The 17,646-nt window shown below is 33.0% G+C and carries 17 protein-coding genes; 11 read left to right on the top strand and 6 right to left on the bottom strand.

Annotated elements, in window-relative coordinates; genetic code table 11:
• Positions 1–184: 184 nt before the first annotated feature.
• Positions 185–565, bottom strand: a complete 381-nt coding sequence (locus tag P2W75_RS18755) for a nucleoside triphosphate pyrophosphohydrolase family protein (RefSeq protein WP_276381642.1) — start codon at positions 563–565, stop codon at positions 185–187.
• A gap of 350 nt (positions 566–915) precedes the next feature.
• Between P2W75_RS18755 and P2W75_RS18745 the strand changes: the two genes are divergently transcribed.
• The 4 genes from P2W75_RS18745 to P2W75_RS18730 all read left to right on the top strand — a co-directional run bounded on the left by P2W75_RS18745 (position 916) and on the right by P2W75_RS18730 (position 3,670).
• Positions 916–2,130 (top strand): transcriptional regulator, encoded by a 1,215-nt coding sequence (locus P2W75_RS18745; RefSeq protein WP_276381641.1) that lies wholly within the window; start codon positions 916–918, stop codon positions 2,128–2,130.
• A gap of 76 nt (positions 2,131–2,206) precedes the next feature.
• A complete protein-coding gene (locus tag P2W75_RS18740) occupies positions 2,207–2,749 on the top strand; it encodes an RNA polymerase sigma factor (RefSeq protein WP_276381640.1) in 543 nt (180 codons plus the stop codon).
• 33 nt (positions 2,750–2,782) lie between these two features.
• Positions 2,783–3,196 carry a hypothetical protein gene (locus P2W75_RS18735; RefSeq protein ID WP_207295222.1) on the top strand — a complete coding sequence of 138 codons (414 nt, stop codon included), beginning with the start codon at positions 2,783–2,785 and terminating at the stop codon, positions 3,194–3,196.
• An 18-nt stretch (positions 3,197–3,214) separates the two neighbouring features.
• Positions 3,215–3,670 (top strand): sensor of ECF-type sigma factor, encoded by a 456-nt coding sequence (locus tag P2W75_RS18730; protein WP_207295221.1) that lies wholly within the window; start codon positions 3,215–3,217, stop codon positions 3,668–3,670.
• A gap of 71 nt (positions 3,671–3,741) precedes the next feature.
• On the opposite strand, the gene P2W75_RS18725 is transcribed toward P2W75_RS18730, so the two are convergent.
• Entirely contained in the window at positions 3,742–4,800 is a 1,059-nt protein-coding gene (locus P2W75_RS18725) for an oxidoreductase (protein ID WP_207295220.1), read from the bottom strand.
• A gap of 239 nt (positions 4,801–5,039) precedes the next feature.
• On the opposite strand from P2W75_RS18725, the gene P2W75_RS18720 reads away from it, so the two are divergent.
• The 4 genes from P2W75_RS18720 to P2W75_RS18705 all read left to right on the top strand — a co-directional run bounded on the left by P2W75_RS18720 (position 5,040) and on the right by P2W75_RS18705 (position 10,342).
• On the top strand, positions 5,040–6,326 hold the full coding sequence (locus P2W75_RS18720) for a hypothetical protein (protein WP_276381639.1): 1,287 nt from the start codon (positions 5,040–5,042) through the stop codon (positions 6,324–6,326).
• A gap of 135 nt (positions 6,327–6,461) precedes the next feature.
• The gene (locus P2W75_RS18715; protein ID WP_276381638.1) at positions 6,462–8,435 is read left to right on the top strand and encodes a KUP/HAK/KT family potassium transporter; all 1,974 of its coding nucleotides are present in this window, start codon (positions 6,462–6,464) and stop codon (positions 8,433–8,435) included.
• A 39-nt stretch (positions 8,436–8,474) separates the two neighbouring features.
• The gene (locus tag P2W75_RS18710; protein ID WP_276381637.1) at positions 8,475–8,978 is read left to right on the top strand and encodes a HEAT repeat domain-containing protein; all 504 of its coding nucleotides are present in this window, start codon (positions 8,475–8,477) and stop codon (positions 8,976–8,978) included.
• Between the two features lie 149 nt (positions 8,979–9,127).
• Positions 9,128–10,342 (top strand): RsmB/NOP family class I SAM-dependent RNA methyltransferase, encoded by a 1,215-nt coding sequence (locus P2W75_RS18705; protein WP_207295217.1) that lies wholly within the window; start codon positions 9,128–9,130, stop codon positions 10,340–10,342.
• A 96-nt stretch (positions 10,343–10,438) separates the two neighbouring features.
• Here P2W75_RS18705 and P2W75_RS18700 read toward each other — a convergent pair whose 3' ends face one another.
• Both P2W75_RS18700 and P2W75_RS18695 read right to left on the bottom strand, forming a co-directional pair.
• Complete coding sequence (locus P2W75_RS18700) at positions 10,439–11,482, bottom strand: AMP-binding protein (RefSeq protein ID WP_276381636.1); 1,044 nt, start codon at positions 11,480–11,482, stop codon at positions 10,439–10,441.
• 7 nt (positions 11,483–11,489) lie between these two features.
• Positions 11,490–12,443 carry a CPBP family intramembrane glutamic endopeptidase gene (locus P2W75_RS18695; protein ID WP_207295215.1) on the bottom strand — a complete coding sequence of 318 codons (954 nt, stop codon included), beginning with the start codon at positions 12,441–12,443 and terminating at the stop codon, positions 11,490–11,492.
• A 114-nt stretch (positions 12,444–12,557) separates the two neighbouring features.
• Between P2W75_RS18695 and arsC the strand changes: the two genes are divergently transcribed.
• Positions 12,558–12,902, top strand: a complete 345-nt coding sequence (gene arsC, locus P2W75_RS18690) for an arsenate reductase (glutaredoxin) (RefSeq protein ID WP_207295214.1) — start codon at positions 12,558–12,560, stop codon at positions 12,900–12,902.
• 94 nt (positions 12,903–12,996) lie between these two features.
• A complete protein-coding gene (locus P2W75_RS18685; protein ID WP_276381635.1) occupies positions 12,997–15,465 on the top strand; it encodes an outer membrane beta-barrel family protein in 2,469 nt (822 codons plus the stop codon).
• Positions 15,466–15,673: 208 nt separating this feature from the next.
• Here the strand turns inward: P2W75_RS18685 and P2W75_RS18680 are convergent, their stop codons facing one another.
• On the bottom strand, positions 15,674–15,847 hold the full coding sequence (locus P2W75_RS18680; protein WP_044048118.1) for a hypothetical protein: 174 nt from the start codon (positions 15,845–15,847) through the stop codon (positions 15,674–15,676).
• A 114-nt stretch (positions 15,848–15,961) separates the two neighbouring features.
• A complete protein-coding gene (locus P2W75_RS18675) occupies positions 15,962–16,120 on the bottom strand; it encodes a hypothetical protein (RefSeq protein WP_276381634.1) in 159 nt (52 codons plus the stop codon).
• A 70-nt stretch (positions 16,121–16,190) separates the two neighbouring features.
• Here P2W75_RS18675 and fumC point away from each other — a divergent pair, with 70 nt between their 5' ends.
• Positions 16,191–17,576 (top strand): class II fumarate hydratase, encoded by a 1,386-nt coding sequence (fumC, locus tag P2W75_RS18670; protein ID WP_276381633.1) that lies wholly within the window; start codon positions 16,191–16,193, stop codon positions 17,574–17,576.
• The last annotated feature ends 70 nt before the right edge of the window (positions 17,577–17,646 follow it).

The raw sequence follows: 17,646 nt of genomic DNA, 5'->3' as shown, positions 1-17,646 counted from the left end.
ATCAGAATAAAATAAAACCTCGATAGATTCAAAATTTAGCGAGGTTTTTGTTTTTTAAATTTGTATCAGCATACAGACATTACCGAAAAGAAAGTCTTAACATACAGCTATGTGTATTAATTTAAGTGAAACGTCTTTTTGAATCCCTAAAAACTATGTTTCTATGTGTTAGAAAAAATCCTTTTTACAACAATTTCGAAAAATCCGGTTTAAAATAATTTGGACCTTTCATTACTTTTCCGTCTTCGCGATAAATCGGCTGGCCGTCTTCGCCAAGTTTGCTCATATTACTGCGCTGGATTTCATCAAAAACAGCTTCAATTTTATCCTGTAAACCGTGTTCTATTATAGTGCCGCATAAAATATACATCATGTCGCCAAGAGCATCGGCGATTTCGACAAGATCATTATTTTGCACTGCTTCAAGATATTCTTCGTTTTCCTCTTTCATTAAATTATAACGAAGCAGATTTTTTGTTCCCCCCAAATCAGCTATTGGAGTACGGCTGTGTCCTATTTTAAAAGCAGTATGAAATTCAGTAACCGCATCAAGTTGTTTTTTCATTTTTTATTTTATTAAATGGAATGGCAAATTAGCAACAATTCGTGTACAATTCTCTAAATTTGCCAAAAATAATTTTTAGCTATGTTTAGTCAGGGACAATTAATATTCGGAGTCTGTTTTTTTATTGCATTTGTAATCGTTATGATTTTCGCTTACCGCAGAGATCTTAAGCTTCATAAAGTATTTTACAAAGGAAATTACAAAGTATTAATTGGTTTTCTTCTTTTTATTGTTATTCTATTTGTTATCAAAATCTTTCTAAAAAGATAACACAATCTATTTTTTTATTTTTAGTTATATTAGTTTAGACTCGCAATAAAATTTATAACTTTACGCAAAACCTGCACCCAATGAAGATTCTAAAATATTTATTTCTTTTACTATTATTAAGTTTAGTTGCTCTTACTGTTTTTGTTGCTACTCAAAAAGGAGTTTTCTCTGTAGAAAGAAGCAAAGTAATTAATTCATCAAAAGCAACGGTTTACAATTATGTAAATGATTTTAGAAACTACGAAGATTTTGAATCTTGGGCAGTTGAAGATTCAACACTGCAGTTTACTTTTCCAAATAAAACAGTTGGAAATGGCGGTTCTTTTTCATGGGCAGGCGATGAAGGAACCGGAAATGCCATAACAATAAAAGCGAAAGACGGTGAAAGTATCGAACAAAAAATGAAATACGACGGTACAGAAGCCGATGTAATTTGGACATTTAAAGATACTTTAGCAGGAAAAACAAAAGTTACTTGGAAAGCAAAAGGAACGATGAGTTTCTTATTTAAAATATACGCCGCACTTAACGGAGGATCTGACAAGGTTATTGGAACTATTTATGAAAAAAGCCTTGTAAACATTGACAAAAACTTAGATTACGAAACCAAAACTTACGCTGTAAAAGTAGACGGACCGGTAAAGAAAACTGAAACGCCATACATCAAACAGACTTTTACAAGCGAGATTTCAAAAATTAATAAAAATGCTAGAATTGTTATTCCGAAACTTATTCATTTTAGCGAAACCAATGGATTAAGTGCCAGCGGAAAACCATTTATTATTTACCATACTTATGATACTGCAAGAGGATTAGCAAAAATCTCTATTTGCTTACCTATTAACAAAGAGATTTCCACTAGTTCTGGAAGTGATATTTTGACAGGAAAACTAAATGCTTTTGATGCTGTAAAAACAACATTAACAGGAGATTATTCTCATACTAACGAAGCAATTGCCAAAACGACTGCTTATATTAACAAAGAAAAAATAACGCCAGAATTAAGCTGGTCGCATCTTGAAGTCTTAACTGTGAGTAAATTAGATGTAAAAAGTCCATCTAAATTAATAACAGAAATTTATTTCCCAGTTAAACCGAAAATTGTTCCAGCTGCACCTACAACTGTAACACCAACTGAAGAACCTGTTTACAATTCTGAAACCGGAGAAACAACTCCAAGTACTAAACCTGCTGTTGCTAAACCTGCCGTACAAAAGCCGGCTCAGAAACCAGTACAAAAACCTGCAACAACTCCAGCTGCAACTCCGCCAGCAGAGGAAGATTCAGAATTTTAATTTTTTTTGAAGATTGATTAAACCTTTTATATAAATTTCAATCTAACTGCTTATAAAGTTTGATAAATCAAGAAGTTTGGTCGACGAGAAGGAATTTATAGAACAATTATTGAATCCTAAAACGCAAAATACTGCGTTTCAAAAACTCATATCCGATTATCAAAGACCGCTGTATTCTCATGTTCGAAACATTGTTTTGAATCATGACGATGCAGACGATGTTCTGCAGAACACTTTTGTGAAAGTATTTCAGTATTTGAAAAACTTTAAAGGAGAAAGTAAACTTTTTTCCTGGATGTATAGAATCGCAACTAATGAAGCACTGACTTTTTTAAATCAGAAGGCAAAGTTGAAAGGAATCTCTTCTGAAGATTTACAAAACAAAACGATTGAAAACCTACGATCGGATGTGCATTATGACGGCGATGAAATCCAACTCAAACTTCAAAAAGCAATTGTCACTTTGCCGGAAAAGCAACAATTGGTTTTTAAAATGAAATATTTCGAAGAATTAAAATACGAAGAAATCGCAGAAATTTTAGGAACATCGGTAGGTGCTTTAAAAGCATCGTATCATCATGCGGTAAAAAAAATTGAATTATATGTTACATCAAATTAAACCTTTTGTAACTAATCTAATCTTACAGACATTATGAAAGAATTTAAATTAGAAAACGAACCAAAAATAAAGTCAGGATTTAAAACTCCAGACCATTATTTTGACACACTTTCGGCAAAAGTTTTAGAACAGATAAACGAAAAAGAAGTAAAAGTAATTCCGCTTTACAAACGCAAGAAAGTTATTTCGATAGCGGCAGCGGCAGCTATTTTTATTGCTTTTATGATTCCAACTGCAAATCATTATTATAAGGCTTCGAAAGAATTGGACGAATCAACTCTGGAAACGTATCTTGCTTATCAATCTAATTTAAACCAATACGATTTAATTAGAGAACTAGATACAAAGGACATTGATAAACTTAACAAAAATGTTGCCCTTGAAGATGAAACTCTGGAAGACATTTTAGCATCAAACCCAAACATTGAAAATTTAATTTCTGAATAAAAACAAAAATATTACGATATGAAAATCAAAAATATAGTAACAGTAATTCTGTTTTTAGCCACTTTTTCATTTTATGCGCAAGATAAATTAGATGAAAAACGTGAAAAAATTAAAGCGCTTAAAGTTTCTTTTTTAACAACAGAACTGGAACTTACTCCAACAGAAGCCGAGAAATTCTGGCCAATTTACAATGCCTACGATGACAAGCAATTTGAACTTCGTCATGAAAAAATGAAAACATACCTCCGCAAACTGGACGATGATAATTTGAATTCTATTTCAGAAAAAGAAGCCGTTGTCTTATTATCACAAATTGAAAGCACAGATAAGGAGCTTTATGTTTTACGTGATAAATTTATGACAAGCCTTAAAAAAGTGCTGCCTGCGAAGAAAATACTAAAACTTAAAAGATCAGAAGATGATTTCAGCCGCAAATTGTTGAAACAATATCGAGATAAGGCTGGAAAAAATTAAGTTTTTAAAATACAACAGTGATAAGTCCCCTATATAATAATACTTACTTTATTATTTAGGGGATTTATTTTTTATTTAAAGTTAAGTCGGACTACTTTGTTATATCCTGCAGCAATTGCAGTATTTCTGTTTACAAAACGGATAGTAAACAATTTAGAATCAGTAGATAACTGCATCCAGTTTTCGCCGCCATTTTGAGAATATTGTATTCCTTCAGAACCTACACAAATAATTTCTTTTCCATTTCCTCCAGGTACGTACTGTATACATGATGCATAACCAAAGCCCATGTTCTGCCCTATTAGTTCCCAAGTTTTTCCCCCATCTTGAGTAAAAGCTTTATTGTCTGTTTTTTTATTTGGAAGATCATAATCACCACCAGCGATAAATCCATGTTTTGCATCGTAGAAATCAGCTGTAAAAATACCCGTCATTGTTTTTCCTTGTACAATTGGAGTTTCTACTACTTTCCATGTTTTAGCTTTATCTGGAGAATAAAAAACACGTGCTTTTTTCCCTCCCGAAACTAACCATGTATCATTTCCTTTTATTACGATATTTGTATTACTTGCCGCAAAAGCACTTTCACCAGAAGCATTAGTTGGCAATTTATCCGAAAGTAATTTAGTCCAGGTTTCCCCTCCGTCTCTAGTCACAATTACTGAAAAAGTATCTTCTGTTGGATCACCAATAGCAATTCCTTCTTTATCATTCCAAAACTGCATACTGTCGTAAAACACTTTTGGATTTACTTCTTTATAAACCAATTTGGCTTTGTGATCTTTTTTTGAAATAGAATACAATAAAGCCGGATTTGAAACGCTTAATAAAAAGATATCTTTAGAAGTCTGGGCGATGCTTCTAAATTCTAAATTAAGTGTATCACGATAAATACGTTCTTCAAATTTTTCTTTCTTATCAAGATCAAAATAACCAAAACGAGAATTATCGGCTCCATACCAAACTTTGTTTTTATCAATTACTATGGCACGAATACTGATTTTATCTTGAAACAAGGTATCTATTTTTATCGAAGTAAAACCGCTGTTCATCGGTTTATTACTTCCATTAAGCGTTTTAAAAGAAACAAATAAGACAAAAACACTGCAAAATAGTATAATTTTTCTCATATAAAATTAGATTTTGGTTAATGCTAAAATACAATTATTTATAACATCTCAAATATGTTTTCTTTTTTTTAAGAAATAATAATTTTTAAAGCCATTTATTGTATAATCAAAATTAAAAATCATTAAACAAAAAATAACCAACTCACTACAAGCACTTTAAACCACACGAAATAGCTTTTTAAAATTGTGGCACAGTAATTGGATATCTCGTAATACAAATAATTTAATATGATTTTATCATGAAAACGAAACTACTTTTAATAGCGCTTGTAGCATTAGTTTTTGGTTCTTGTTCTGCACAAAGTCAAACTACTGTTTACGCAAAAAACTCAGACATAAGTGATAACTTAGATCTTAGAGCAGTTGCTTCTATGTTTGGGGAATCTGCCAACCTTCAGGATTTTGAAAGAAGATTGAACGATCCAAAATATCAAATATCCAATCTGGACTTAAATGGAGATGACGAAGTAGATTACTTAAGAGTAATCGAATCTGTAGAAGACAGAACACACGTTGTAATTATCCAAGCCGTTTTAGATCGTGATGTTTATCAGGATGTTGCTACTATTGATGTAGAAAGAGACAACTACAACAAAGTAAACGTTCAAATTGTAGGTAACTCTTATTTATATGGAGCAAATTACATCTATGAGCCTGTTTACAGCGTAGTTCCGGTTATTTATACTTCATTCTGGGTTACTAATTACAGACCTTACTATTCAACATGGAATTGGGGTTATTATCCAACATATTATACAGCTTGGAGACCTTATCCAGTTTACAGATATAGAAGCAATATAAATGTATGTATTAATGTACACAATACTTATAACTACGTAAATACCAGAAGAAGTTACAGAGCACCTGCTATCTACGAAACAAGACGTACTTACGGTTACGAGAGAATGAGACCTAATTACAGTTTTGCAGATAGACACTCAAATGTAAGCAACAGATATGATCTTGACCAAAGAAGAATTGCGAGCAGAGAATCTAATAGAACATACAATACAAACAGATCTAATTCTGATAGAAGTGTATCGCCTTCTGATAATAGAAACTATTCAAACAGAAATTCTTCTGATAGAACTTATAACACCAATCGTGTAAGCACTGTTAATAGAGATAATTCTGGTGTAAACGCTCCGGTAAGAAATGAAAACAGAGCAGAAACAAGAAATGATTCAAGAAATGATTATGGAAGAAACAATTCAAACGTTTACTCTACAAGATCAAATTCTGAAAACAGAAGCTATACAGGCAGAACATCATCTGCTCAAAACAATGAAGCACCAAGAGGCTATTCAGAAAACAGAATGAATACTTCAAGACCTGCTCCAGCACAAAGAACAGAAGCACCAAGAAGTTATTCAGAAAACAGAGGAAATTCTGAAAACAGATCAAATGCTTCAAGATCTCAAAATGTTCAGCGCTCTGAAGCTCCTAGAGCAAGTCAGGAATCAAGAGGCGGCGGACAGCAGAGAGAAAACGGATCTAATTCAAGAGGAGGCGGAAGAAGAGGATAATTAGAATATTTCAATTTACACTTAAAATTAAAAGCACAATTTGGGGATTGTGCTTTTTTTTATCTTTTTAATTATTATTGTCGCTAATTTGTTTTAAAACAGTAAATTTGCATCCGTCTTTTATTAAAAATATACATGAGCGCATCGCATAAAAACTTACATAGTAAGTTGTCTATTGGGGGTTTATTGATAACATTAGGGATAATTTATGGAGATATTGGTACTTCTCCGCTATATGTAATGAAAGCCATACTTGGCAGCCATACCATCGATGCCGATATTGTATTAGGAGGTATTTCTTGTGTTTTCTGGACCTTGACATTACAAACTACAATAAAATATGTTCTTATAACTTTAAGCGCTGACAACCATGGTGAAGGAGGTATTTTTGCTCTATATGCCCTGGTCAAGAAAACTAAAATTCAGTGGCTTATTGTTCCCGCCATTATTGGAGGAAGTGCATTACTCGCAGACGGTATCATTACGCCGCCCATCTCAATTTCATCTGCTGTAGAAGGAATTAGGGCATTTTATCCAACAATGGAAACTGAAACCATTATTGGTATTGTAATTACCATTCTTTTCATCCTTTTTACCATACAACAATTCGGAACTAAGCTGGTGGGAAAATTCTTTGCCCCAATGATGCTTATCTGGTTTGCTATGCTGGGAACATTAGGATTAATTCAGATTTTACAGTATCCAGAAGTGATTAAAGCGATAAATCCGTATTACGCATATCACTTATTGTCCATTCATCCTGATGGATTCTTCGTTCTTGGTTTTGTCTTTTTATGTACTACCGGAGCAGAAGCATTGTATTCAGATATGGGACACTGCGGTAGAAAAAACATCCGAATCAGCTGGATTTTTGTAAAAGGGACTTTAGTATTAAACTATTTTGGACAGGCTGCTTATTTAACACACCATCAAGGAAGCACTTTACAGCAATTAGGAGGTGAAAACGGAAATCCTTTTTACCTGATTATGCCGCATTGGTTTTTACCATTCGGGATAGTAGTAGCGACTTTAGCAGCAGTAATTGCTTCTCAAGCACTTATCAGCGGATCGTTTACATTAATCAATGAAGCAATGCGCTTGAATTTCTGGCCAAAAGTAAAAATCAAATATCCTACCGAAGTAAAAGGACAATTATACATTCCTTCTATTAACTGGTTATTGTTTTTTGGTTGTGTGGGAATCGTACTTCACTTCAAAAAATCAGGAAATATGGAGCATGCTTATGGTCTTGCCATTATCCTGTGTATGATTATGACAACGATTCTTTTGAATTATTATCTAATCATGAAGCGTGTAAAACTGTATTTCATGGTACCGCTTATTACCATTTATCTTTTAATTGAATTTAGTTTCTTGATTGCTAATATCACCAAATTTGCTGAAGGAGGTTATGTAACCCTTATTATTGCAATTCTATTGATTTCGATAATGACGATTTGGTATTTGGCTAAGAAAATCAACAAAAACTACACGAAAGTGGTCAAAATTGATGATTACAAAAAAGTCCTTATGGAGTTAAGCCAAGATTTATCAATACCGAAATATGCAACACATTTGGTATATATGACCAATGCTAATCGTGTGGATGAATTGGAAGAAAAAGTAATTTATTCGATTTTACAAAAACGTCCAAAAAGAGCTGACATTTATTGGTTTGTACATGTAAACATTCTTACTGAACCTTATAAAACACAATATAAAGTTACAGAAATTGCTAAAGACGATATTTACAGAATCGACTTTAACTTAGGTTTTAGAGAGCCAACCAAAATTAATTTAATGTTTAGAGAAGTAATTCGCGACATGGTGAAACGCGGCGAAGTGGATATTACCAGCCGTTACGAATCATTAAACAAAAACAATATTATTGGTGACTTTAAATTTGTATTGTCTGAGAAATTCTTATCAAATGACAACGATTTAAGATGGCATGAAAATATTATTATGAACTCGTATTTCTTCATTAAAAAACTAAGTTTATCTGAAGAAAGGGCCTTTGGTTTAGACAGTAGTTCTGTAAAAATAGAAAAATTCCCAATGGTGCTTCACGCTCCAGAAAATATTGGATTAACGAGAATAACAAAATAATTTTTTTTCAGAAAAAGATATAAGTAAAGAGTATAGAAGATGAATACAGAATTGGCAATACAATTTTTAGAAAATCATCAACCTATGCCTTCAGACGAAGATTTATCAGAAAAACTTATTCAAACTTACGATGAAGTTAGAAGGCATTTTTTGAAAGTACCTGACAAAAGATGTATAAGCCTGTTTTTAAATTCATTTGGAAATATAGATGGTTTTGGTGTTTATCAATTAGTTGAAGATGTAATTTTACAATTCCAAAAAGAAGATGTAATTCCTATTTTAATCAAAACATTAAAAAGTGATTATTATAGTGTAAGATATTGGTGTGCTATGATTTCAGCTAATTATCCTTCTTTAGAATTATTATCTACTTTAAAAAATTTGCTTTATGAAGATGATTTTGACATCAAAGCTGCTTCTTTAACAAGTTTAAGTATGTATAAATTTGAGGAAACAGTTGAAATCCTTAAAAAGTACATTGAGTACGAAAGTGACGAAGAACTAAATGCAGATGCAAAAAACATTTTATTAACTTTTAAATAAAAAACTTGCAGAAAACTATTTCAGAAAAACACTCTTTTAAACTTTTATCAGAGTGTTTTTCTTTTAAAAAAGAAAGCTGAATCAACAACTCAAATTAAAAATTTAACTTTCAATCAATTAATAGTACCTTTGCAGCTCAAATATTAGAAATGAGATTACACAGAAATTTAGTTTATACTACCATTGATTCTTTGAATGCTATTTTCAATGAAGGAGAATACGCCGACAAAGTGGTAGCCAGAGCCTTAAAGAAAGACAAACGTTGGGGAAGTTCCGACAGGAAGTTTGTTGCCGAAACGATATATGAAATTGTACGCTGGAAACGTCTGTACGCAGAAATTGCCGAAGTAAAAGAACCTTATGACAGAGATAACCTATGGAGAATGTTTGCCGTTTGGGCTGTTTTAAGAGGATATCCAATTCCAGATTGGAGACAATTAGAAGGAACTCCTGAAAGAAAAATAAAAGGTCGTTTTGATGAACTTTCAAAAACAAGAGCGATCAAAGAATCTATTCCAGACTGGATGGACGAATTGGGCGTAAAAGAACTTGGAGAAAAAGTTTGGGCTAAAGAAATTGCAGCACAAAACCAGCCTGCAAAAGTAATTTTAAGAACTAATACGCTTAAAGGAACTAAAGAAAGTCTACGAAATACGTTGATGGATTTAAATATTGAAACTGAATATTTAAAAGATCAACCTGATGCTTTGGTATTAAAAGAAAGAGCAAATGTTTTCCTTACAGATGCTTTTAAACAAGGTTTATTTGAAGTGCAAGATGCCAATTCACAGTTAGTAGCAAATTTCTTGGATGTTCAGCCGGGAATGCGTGTTGTTGATACTTGTGCAGGAGCAGGCGGAAAAACATTGCACATGGCTTCCTTAATGAACAATAAAGGACAATTAATTGCAATGGATTTGTACGAAAGCAAACTAAAGCAGTTAAAATTAAGAGCAAAAAGAAATGGCGCTTTTAATATTGAATACCGTATTATCGACAGTACAAAAGTGATCAAAAAATTACACGAAAAAGCTGATCGTGTTTTAATTGATGCACCTTGCAGCGGATTAGGAGTTTTAAAAAGAAATCCTGATTCTAAATGGAAATTACAACCTGAATTTATCGACAATATCCGTAAAGTTCAGAGTGAAGTTTTAGAAAGCTATTCTAAAATTGTAAAACCAGGCGGAAAACTAGTATATGCTACTTGTTCGGTTTTACCTTCTGAAAATCAAGAGCAAGTTGAGAAATTCTTAAAAACAGAAATCGGACAGCAATTTACTTTTATAGAAGACCGTAAAATGCTAGCTTCAGAATCTGGTTTTGACGGATTTTATATGGCATTAATGGAACGTAAAAAATAAAATATTTTTATATTTAAAAAACTAATACTTAAAATCCCAAATTCCAATCTGAGTTATTGGAATTTGGGATTTTTAATTTTTAATTTTCAATTATTTTTAAGCTTTCCAGCTAGATTTACGTAGCAATTTTCCGTTTTCGTTTTCTTTGAATTTCGGAACAAAAACAATTTCTTTTGGTTTTTCGAACTTTCCTAAAACATCAAAAAAATCTGGAGAAAACTCATATTTCTCTCCCTCAATAACCAAAATAAGTTTTTCTCCTAAAGTAGTATCAGGAACACCCGTTACAAAAAATCGATTTGGAATTTTATCAATCAGCTTAGCTTCGATTTGTTCTGGAATCAGTTTTACTCCACCGCTATTAATGATATTATCAATTCTTCCTAAAAAGACAAATTGATTCTCATTTACCAAATCAACAAGATCATTGGTAACAATTGGTTCATCAGAAATTGACGCAACATAAATAACCAGACAGCCACGCTCATCTTTTTCTATTTTTACATTTGGCAAAATCGAAAATGCTTTCTCTCCTACTCTTTTGGCGGCAATATGAGTTATGGTTTCGGTCATTCCATACGTCTCATAAATTTCCCTTTTTAAGGGCAGTAATTTTTCTTCTAATGAACTGTCCAATTTAGCCCCGCCAATAATCAGTTTTTTGATATTTCCGAGTTTCTCTATAGAATTCTGAACCTGCAGTGGCACCATAGCAGCAAAATCATAGTGTTTGTTATTGTAAGCCAGCGGTTCTGTACTTGGCGAAACTACATCTAATTCTAATCCTAAAATCAGACTTCGTACCAGCATCATTTTTCCTGCAATAAATTGTGTTGGCAGGCAAAGTAAAGCACGATTTCCAGGCTCTAATCCGAAAAAATCTCCTGTCGCTAGCGCAGATTGAATCATAGCTTGCTTTTCAAGTCTGACTAATTTAGGAAGTCCCGTAGTTCCAGAAGTAGTCATTTCGACATAATCTTTTTTATCAAACCAGTCGAGAAAAAATTCTCCAATAGCACGTTCGAAAGCATCACCTTCTTTAATATAACTATATCCTATTCGGCATAAATCAGTTGCGTTGAGATGATAGCCATTTAGTTTAAAGTAATTATGAACATTTTTATGAGTTAAGTTTGGCATAATAGTATTAATTTGAATTTAAAAATTCTTTTGCTTCAATATCAGTTTCTTTAATTTCTCCAGTTAACTTCTCTTTCCAATTGGACCAATTGTATTTTTTACTAAAAATAAAAAGCAGTAAAGGATATACAATTATCACCGGAAGAATAACATCTGCACCTGCCGATGGCTCAGACATATCTTTAAATATAGAATGTGTTTGAAAAACCGACCAATCTGAGGTTACTAATAATGCTCCAACCAGATTATTAGAGGCGTGAAAACCCAAAGCCAGTTCCATTCCTTCATCCATAAGTGTAATTACCCCTAAAAACAATCCTGTTCCAATATAGTATACCATAATTACATATCCCATTTTGGTAACTTCGGGGTTCAGAATATGCATAGTACCAAATATCAACGAAGTCATCATTAATGGAAACCATCTGTTTCTAGCCAAATTAGCAAAACCCTGCATGAGATATCCTCTAAACACATATTCTTCGGTACTGGTTTGAATGGGAATTAAAATAGTTCCTATAACCACCAAAATCAGAAAAGGGACTAATTTAAAATTCCATATATATTCTTTTGGAGCTTGTGAATACATTATAAAAAAGCTCACTACAGAAAACAAAGACCATAAAAAGAACGAAAAAAAGATTCGGTTCCAATCGATTTTTTTTCTTGTTGTGGTTATTGACAAAAGCGTTTGACGGTGTACATATTTCACAACAAAATAAATTCCCGCAAAAGCAAAAGCAAACGAAATCATCACCAAAAACAATGTAAGATTAGGCTCAAATACTTTTAATGCAGCATCGTTATCTGTTGGAAAACCCGTTTTTTCAACAAAACTTTTATACAAAACCGCAACCGAAAAAGGAATCTGACCTATAAACGAAGCTGTTATGATAAAAACTGAACCAATTAGATATTTCCAAAAATGATTTTCAGGTTTAATTCCTTGCTCTAAAAACATATCTTTTTAAAATTATTAAAATGAGAATCCGATTTAAATACTAAATCCTATTTTTGCTATTAATACAACAGCTTTTTTGATAAATCTATTTTATCACACCTTAAATATAACAAAATGATACAAATTTACCATAATCCACGCTGCGGAAAATCCAGAAACTGTCTTGCATTTCTAGATGAGAACAAACAAGAGTATGAAATAATCTCTTATTTAACTGACACTCCAACGTTTGACGAGCTGAAAGAACTTTTAAAAAAACTGGATTTAAATCCCAATCAATTAGTGAGAACCAAAGAAAAAATCTGGATTGAAAACTACAAAAACAAAAATCTCACTGACGAACAAACCATTCAGGCTATGGTTGATAATCCAATTTTAATTGAAAGACCAATTGTAGTAAAAGACGGAAAAGCCATTATTGGAAGAGATTTAGACAAAGTAGCTTCTTTTTTAGACTGATTCTAAAATAGATTGTTAACATTTTTTTGTGATCTTTCTCTTTAAACCAAAAGGTAAATTTGCCGTCTAAGAAGAAAAGAGAAACCAGAAAAAAATGAAAAAAATCAATTTCGCTGTATTACTTGTGCTTATTCTCACGAGTTTTTGCAATTATGCACAGCAAGGACCACCCGCAAGAAACAAAGTTAAGGTTACTGGAAAAGTATTCGAAAAAGTTAGCAAACAACCACTTGAATATGCTACAATTTCAATTATGGCACCAAATGACACGAAAGTTATTGCAGGTGGTATTACCAATCCAAAAGGTGAATTTGAAGTTGCCGTTGCACCGGGAACTTACGATATAAAAGTTGAATTCATTTCGTTTAAATCAACAGAATTCAAACAAAAGAATATTCAAGACGACACCAATCTTGGCGTTGTTAACTTATCTGAAGATGCTGCACAATTAAGTGAAGTTGTCGTTCGTGCCGATAAATCAACAGTTGAAATTAAGCTTGACAAAAAAGTTTACAATGTTGGTCAGGACATGATGGTAAAAGGTGGAACTGTAAGTGACGTTTTAGACAACGTTCCTTCTGTTTCTGTTGATTCTGAAGGAAACGTAAGTTTAAGAGGAAGCGACAATATTCGTATTTTAATTGATGGAAGACCTTCACAAGCGATTAATATTGCCGAAGCTTTACGTCAGCTTCCAGCTGATGCTATCGATAAAGTAGAAGTTATTACAAATCCATCTGCACGATATGATGCAGAAGGTGGATCAGGAATCATCAATATAATTCTTAAAAAAGGTAAAAATCAAGGTTTCAACGGTACTTTAATAGCTTCAACAGGGCTTCCTGAAACGTATGGGTTAAGTGCTAACGTAAATTACAAAACCGAAAAATTAAACTACTTTACTACTGCAGGTTACAACTACAGAACTAACGAAGGTGGTGGTTTGACTAATACATCTTATTATAATGCTGACGGTTCTCCTAAAGGGTATTTAGATGAAGACCGTGATACAAAAAGAATTAGAAATGGTTTTAATGCAAGAGGTGGAGTTGAATGGTCAATTACTCCTACTACATTTTGGACAAACGCTATTAATTATCAAAAAAATACAGGAGAAGATAAAGATTTAATCAACTACAATAATTTTGATGCTGCACATGCTTTCACAGGAGCAACTTCTCGTTTTAATAATGCTGATACTGGAAGCGAAAACGTAGAATTTACTTCGAACTTAATCAAAAATTTCAACGATAAAGGTCATAAGCTTACTGCCGATTTATCGATTTCAAGAAATACAGACGACAGCAACAGTATCATTACAGCTTCACCAAGTTTTAATACAACACTAAACGATCAAGTACAAAAACAAGTTTTATTTCAAACTGACTATGTTTTACCACTAGGAAAGGGAAGCCAATTTGAAGCAGGTTATAAAGGAAGTTTTGGAGATTTAGAAAACGAGTATTACGTAACAGACGAAAATTATGTAAAAGATCCAAACAAATCAAACACTTTACAATACAAAGAAAACATCAATGCGCTTTACGCACAATATGGTTTGAAAGTAAATAAATTCTCTTATTTATTTGGTTTACGCTGGGAAGACACAGACATTCATGTAAACTTATTAGACAACAGTGAATTTAACACCAAAAAATACAACAATCTTTTTCCAAGTGCTTTTGTGAGCTATGAAATTTCAGATCAGAGCAATTTTACTGCCAGCTATAGCAAACGTTTAACAAGACCAAGAGGACGTTTCATGAATCCGGCACTTAACTATTCTAGTAACATTAATATTTTTCAAGGAAATCCAGATTTAGACCCTTCATTAACTGATAAATATGATGTAGGATATATCAAAAGATGGGAAAAAGTAACTTTTAGCACTTCTGCTTATTTCGAAAACACAAAAGATGTTTTCAGCTTTGTTAGAACTCCAAATGGAGATACTGTAGACGGAATTCCAGTTATTTTAAGCCGTCCTATTAACTTAGGAAAAGAGCAAAAATATGGTTTCGAGTTTACATTCAACTATACTCCGTATAAATGGTGGAGATTAAATAGTAATTTCAACCTTTATAATGTAAAAACGACCGGAGAGAATACTTATATAGATACAAATGGAGCTACTGTAGTTCAAAATCTTGACAATCAAGCCAACACTTGGTTTGCCAGAATCAATTCAAAAGTTACATTGCCATACAAAATTGACTGGCAGTTAAACGGAACTTACAACGGATCACAAAAAACTGCTCAAGGAAAAAACTTAGACCAGTTTTCAATGAATACGGCTTTAAGTAAAGATGTTATGAAAGACAAGGCAACAATTGCTTTCAATATCAGCGATATTTTCAACTCAAGAATCATGAGATCGTATACGTACCTTCAAAATGATGTTACTGGCGAAAGCCAAAAATCGTACAGTGAAATGCAGTTCCGTAAACGTCAATTCAATTTATCATTCACGTATCGTTTTAACAAACCAAAAGGTGAAAGAGATAAAAACGCACAGCCTAGAAATGAAGGCGGCGGAGATGGCGGCGGAGAATTTCCTGGATAATATTTTTTAAACTCCAACCCTTTGGGAAATTCCAAATAAAAAAATCCAAATTCCAATTTAAAAGTTGGAATTTGGATTTTTTGTATTCAAATTTATCCCGAAACTTCGGGATTGGAATTTGGAATTTCAATATTGGAATTTCGTTTTTTTGGGCACAAAAAAAAGGACTCGTAAAAACGGGTCCTTTTCTTATGACATCAATCTAAAATTAAATAGATTGTTCTTCTTGTCTTTTTTTAGCTCTTTTTTCTTTGATCATTTCCCAGCTAGCACCCGTAACCCAGTAAGATACGAAACCAACTAAGAAAAACATTAACCAAAACCCTATAGTTAGTATGGTTAAGAAAAGTAAAAAGCCTAAGTACTGTGAAAATTCAAACATGTTTTCCGGAATTTTTGAATGTTACGACAAATGTAGCGTATATATTTTTTTCTCGCCAATAAAATCCAAATCAATTTTCGTTAAATAACATTTATGCGTATATTTATACTCATTTTAAATAAGGCTTTTTTCACGCATCAAGTCCGCATAAATAAAGGGATGCAAAAGAGCTGTATATTTTTCAAGAGCTGAAACCTGCTGTCCGCTGTATCTTTTTGTTCCGCTGCGGCAGAACAAAAAGGATGCCGCTCCCATCAGGGCTAAGGCATTCATTTTCAAAACAAATTTCAAATAAAAATTCAAAAATTTCACATCTTACAAATAACATTTTACAAACAATATAATGGAATACAGAATAGAAAAAGACACCATGGGCGAAGTAAAAGTGCCTGCTGATAAATATTGGGGTGCGCAGACAGAACGTTCAAGAAACAATTTTAAAATAGGCAATTCAGGTTCGATGCCAGCAGAAATCATAGAAGGTTTCGCTTATCTCAAAAAAGCCGCTGCTTATGCAAACTACGATTTAGGTGTTTTACCAATCGAAAAAAGAGACGCTATTGCGGCAGTATGTGATGAAATTTTAGAAGGGAAATTAAACGATCAGTTTCCGTTAGTAATTTGGCAGACTGGTTCTGGAACACAGAGCAATATGAATGTTAATGAAGTAATTGCCAACCGCGCACAAGTTTTAAAAGGTTTTAAAATTGGCGAAGGCGAACAGTTTATAAAAGCCAATGATGACGTTAACAAATCACAATCTTCAAACGACACCTTCCCTACCGGAATGCATATTGCTGCTTACAAAATGGTGGTAGAAACTACAATTCCGGGAATTGAAAAACTACATGCTACTCTAGTTAAAAAAGCAGCTGAATTTAAAGATGTTGTAAAAATTGGACGTACACATTTAATGGATGCGACACCTTTGACACTCGGACAAGAAATTTCGGGTTATGCAGCACAATTGGCATTCGGATTAAAAGCTTTGAAAAATACTTTAGCGCATTTATCTGAAATCGCCTTAGGCGGAACCGCAGTAGGAACTGGGTTAAATACTCCAAAAGGATACGATGTAAAAGTAGCCGAATATATAGCAAAGTTTACAAATCATCCTTTTATAACTGCTGAGAATAAATTTGAAGCACTTGCCGCTCACGATGCTATTGTAGAAACTCACAGCGCATTAAAACAGCTGGCCGTTTCTTTAAATAAAATTGCCAACGATATTAGAATGTTAGCCTCAGGTCCTCGCTCTGGAATTGGTGAAATTCACATTCCAGAAAATGAACCAGGATCTTCAATTATGCCAGGAAAAGTGAATCCGACTCAATGCGAAGCTTTAACAATGGTTTGTGCTCAAGTTATTGGAAATGATATGGCAATTGCTGTTGGTGGAATGCAGGGACATTACGAACTAAATGTTTTTAAACCAGTTATGGCAGCTAACTTTTTACAATCGGCAAGATTATTAGGAGATGCCTGCGTTTCATTTGACGAGCATTGTGCTCAAGGAATTGAACCAAATCATAAAAGAATCAAAGAATTAGTAGACAATTCTCTAATGCTGGTAACCTCTTTAAACACTAAAATTGGATATTACAAAGCTGCCGAAATCGCCCAAACCGCTCACAAAAATGGCACTACTCTTAAAGAAGAAGCTGTCCGTTTAGGCTATGTTACTCCTGAGGATTTTGATGCTTGGGTGAAACCTGAGGATATGGTCTAGTTTAATTGTAAATTGTTAATGATGAATTATTAATTTTCATCAAATTCAAATAAAAAGAGCTTTCTAAAAT

The sequence above is a fragment of the Flavobacterium sp. H4147 genome (genome assembly GCF_029360735.1).
GTDB lineage: Bacteria > Bacteroidota > Bacteroidia > Flavobacteriales > Flavobacteriaceae > Flavobacterium > Flavobacterium endoglycinae.
The sequence above is the reverse complement of the archived record's forward strand: the minus strand, read 5'-3'. Positions and strand labels throughout refer to the sequence as shown.

Excerpts from the sequence above, each read along its gene's own strand:
- P2W75_RS18675 (WP_276381634.1), bottom strand. The coding sequence starts at position 16,120 with ATGAATGCCTTAGCCCTGATGGGAGCGGCATCCTTTTTGTTCTGCCGC.
- P2W75_RS18685 (WP_276381635.1), top strand. The coding sequence starts at position 12,997 with ATGAAAAAAATCAATTTCGCTGTATTACTTGTGCTTATTCTCACGAGT.
- P2W75_RS18705 (WP_207295217.1), top strand. The coding sequence starts at position 9,128 with ATGAGATTACACAGAAATTTAGTTTATACTACCATTGATTCTTTGAAT.
- P2W75_RS18710 (WP_276381637.1), top strand. The coding sequence starts at position 8,475 with ATGAATACAGAATTGGCAATACAATTTTTAGAAAATCATCAACCTATG.
- P2W75_RS18720 (WP_276381639.1), top strand. The coding sequence starts at position 5,040 with ATGAAAACGAAACTACTTTTAATAGCGCTTGTAGCATTAGTTTTTGGT.
- P2W75_RS18695 (WP_207295215.1), bottom strand. The coding sequence starts at position 12,443 with ATGTTTTTAGAGCAAGGAATTAAACCTGAAAATCATTTTTGGAAATAT.
- P2W75_RS18745 (WP_276381641.1), top strand. The coding sequence starts at position 916 with ATGAAGATTCTAAAATATTTATTTCTTTTACTATTATTAAGTTTAGTT.
- P2W75_RS18700 (WP_276381636.1), bottom strand. The coding sequence starts at position 11,482 with ATGCCAAACTTAACTCATAAAAATGTTCATAATTACTTTAAACTAAAT.
- P2W75_RS18755 (WP_276381642.1), bottom strand. The coding sequence starts at position 565 with ATGAAAAAACAACTTGATGCGGTTACTGAATTTCATACTGCTTTTAAA.
- fumC (WP_276381633.1), top strand. The coding sequence starts at position 16,191 with ATGGAATACAGAATAGAAAAAGACACCATGGGCGAAGTAAAAGTGCCT.
- arsC (WP_207295214.1), top strand. The coding sequence starts at position 12,558 with ATGATACAAATTTACCATAATCCACGCTGCGGAAAATCCAGAAACTGT.
- P2W75_RS18730 (WP_207295221.1), top strand. The coding sequence starts at position 3,215 with ATGAAAATCAAAAATATAGTAACAGTAATTCTGTTTTTAGCCACTTTT.
- P2W75_RS18680 (WP_044048118.1), bottom strand. The coding sequence starts at position 15,847 with ATGTTTGAATTTTCACAGTACTTAGGCTTTTTACTTTTCTTAACCATA.
- P2W75_RS18735 (WP_207295222.1), top strand. The coding sequence starts at position 2,783 with ATGAAAGAATTTAAATTAGAAAACGAACCAAAAATAAAGTCAGGATTT.
- P2W75_RS18715 (WP_276381638.1), top strand. The coding sequence starts at position 6,462 with ATGAGCGCATCGCATAAAAACTTACATAGTAAGTTGTCTATTGGGGGT.
- P2W75_RS18725 (WP_207295220.1), bottom strand. The coding sequence starts at position 4,800 with ATGAGAAAAATTATACTATTTTGCAGTGTTTTTGTCTTATTTGTTTCT.